The organism is uncultured Campylobacter sp. (genome assembly GCF_937980635.1).
In the GTDB taxonomy this organism is placed as follows: Bacteria; Campylobacterota; Campylobacteria; order Campylobacterales; family Campylobacteraceae; genus Campylobacter_B.
In genome coordinates this window covers 1-2686 of the sequence record NZ_CALJPG010000014.1, presented here as the reverse complement: position 1 = coordinate 2686, position 2686 = coordinate 1, and the positions used below count along the sequence as shown (strand labels likewise).

General features: G+C 37.5%; 2 protein-coding genes. Both read right to left on the bottom strand.

What is annotated here, in order from left to right:
• On the bottom strand, positions 1–1351 hold a 1351-nt coding region (locus Q0460_RS03120; RefSeq protein WP_299084745.1), incomplete at its 3' end, for a LysM domain-containing protein.
• A gap of 30 nt (positions 1352–1381) precedes the next feature.
• A complete protein-coding gene (locus Q0460_RS03115) occupies positions 1382–2167 on the bottom strand; it encodes a hypothetical protein (RefSeq protein WP_299084742.1) in 786 nt (261 codons plus the stop codon).
• Between the last annotated feature and the right edge of the window lie 519 nt (positions 2168–2686).

The window sequence follows — 2686 nt, the reverse complement described above, 5'->3', positions numbered from 1 at the left end:
TCTTGCCGTCGCCGTTAAGATCAAGGGCGAGAGGGTCGTAGATTAAGAAGTTAAATTGAGAGTTTAGATAGGCGTTTGAATTATTTAAGTAGCTCATAAGAACATCGTTTATAAGTGAAGCGCCCGCTTGCATACCTGCTGCCAATACGGATTGTGCGTAAGCAAGACCGTTTAGAGCGGTATCGAACGCTTGAGAGTTTAATTCATAAGTGTTTGTCTGTATCAAAATACTATCTTGCTGAAATTTTATCCTGCCTTCATCTACCAGATACATATTTTTCATAACCACATCTTTGGTTTTTAGTCCATATCTGGCGGCTATCTGTGATAGGGTATCGCCTCTTTTAACGGTATAAATTCTACCCTCTCCCAGATCCAATTTCTCTCCCGGTCTTATCAGGATATTTGAGAGTAAAAACGATACTTCAGGAATTTTATCTATAATATTTCTGATCTGTAAATTTGAAAGTTGCTTGACGTCATATGTTCGGTCGTTTAGAGCCAAATGCTCGATAGCTCCGCCTGAATTTAAGGCTGCATTGATGGCGCTAAGAGCTGCGGAGGCAGAGGATAGCAGCGAGCTTGCGGCGGTTCCGCTTAGCGTGCCTGTAGCGCCTACAGCGCCTGCAGTGGCGGTGGATGTAGGGGTGGTAAGGGTAAGGGTTTTATCTTTTAAAGAAATATCTACCTCAAATTCTTTTCTAACTTTAAATTTTTCTTCGAATTCCATAGTTCCAAACCCTGCGGGTTTAGAAAATAGCTTTTTATACCCATTAACTATATCGCTCGCGGATACATTTCCGTCGCCATCTGGATCAAAATAATCACAGAAATTCATAATACCACGCTCTTTTAATCCGTTTAATGTCTGTTTAAAGAAGGCTTTATTGGTCAATATCTCCTCATAAAATCTATCAGCATTAGCCACGAAAGTATTAAAAAAATCAGCAGACATATCACCTAAATTAATTTTAGTTAAAACTTGGTAAGTACCAGCTCCACCAAGCATTCTAATACTCATTTCTCTATTTTTTAATAGCATACCACCCGTAATTGATAAAGGTATATTAAGCATATTGCCAACAGCTCTACCTATACCCTTATAATGATTTTCTCCTGGGTGTTTAGCAAGGTCAAACACCATATCTATTCCTCCCAAGTAAACAGATATGGCTGTTCCAGCCACGCCTTCCGCACCGACAGTCATAGCATTTAAAGCAGTCATTGTTAATTCATACATTTTTTCTAAAGCACTTTTTGCCAACTCCGCTTTTTCTTCGTGCGTCATTTCCTGCTTCTTATTTTGATCTAAAGAATCTTTTTCCAATTCAACTTTTTCATCGCGTCCCATTTCCAGCTCCTTATCCATGGATTTAAATTTTTAATCTAGACTAAAAAACCGCCTAAGCTTTCGCTTAAACGTGTCTTTTGGAATTTGCGTATCGCCGAAATCATCACTCCAAATTTCGTTTTTATCAGTGAAATAGGTAAAATTTTGCCAATGCGGGATGAAATTTGTTTTCTGCTCTACGGTTATATTTTTGTCTTTGCAATACTGCAAAATTTCATCCAATTCGCGCTTTGAGTAGATGTTTATCAAAAAATAGTTGCGATTTTTAAATTTAATCACGACATTTTTATTTAGCAGACTTAGCGGCTCTTTATTTTTAATCAACATAAAAATTTTAAACGGCAAAACAAGCAAGATAAAATTTATCGTATAGTATAAAAACAGCGCCAGTTTACCGATATGCACCCCAATAGATGATTTTTTATAAAGCTCGTAGGAGGTAAAGTAGTGAAATCTACCGAAGCTATCTATGAGCTCGGATACGATGCAGAAGTTTATCTTATCGGCATTTGAAGCATCGATACATTTATTGCGCTCTGAATCGTGCGCAAATTCGTAAGAGATTTTATCGTTAAAAAACTCAAAATACGAAATTTTGCGCCTGCACTTTACATACCATTGTATTTGTGCGATAAATAAAACTACGGCTATAAGGAGCAGGAACGAATCTTTGTTGTTAAATTTTAAGAGATCGATGGCTGTAGTGTCGGATCTATATAGAGCGCAAAAAGATATTAAGGCGATAAATAGGCTATTTGCTTGGAAATACACCGCTCTGTCTATGATTTTGATCGGCTCCTTATCATAATCCCTCATAAAATTTCCCCATTTTTGAAAAAATATTCAACCGCATTCTATCTTTTTATTCTTAGTGCATATTTAAAATTTAAAAATTATTTAGCCTTGCCGAATTTCAAGCCCATTGCTAGGTAGAATTTTGAAATTTAACGTTACCGAGCTGCGTTAAATTTCAAAATTTAGAGCAGATAAAGCATGGTTGTATGAAATTTTAAAATTCCAAATCCTAAAGACAAGATAAATTCTATACCTCTAGCCTGCATGAAATTTTAAAATTTCAGACTTACGGAAGGTGGATAAATTTCAAAATTTAAAGCAGACAAAGCACGAGCGGAATTCTAAAATTTTATAATTCTAAAATTCCGCTCTACTTCGTTTTCTTTGCGCTGTCTTTGTTAGTCGTTGCGTTGGCGTCGATGTAGTCCATCTGGACGAGCTTTTCGTAGATTTGCATTATCACGGGACCTGCCGCGCTTCCGCCTCCGCCGCCGTGTTCTACGAGCACGGTTACGGCGTATTGCGGCTTGTCGTACGGCC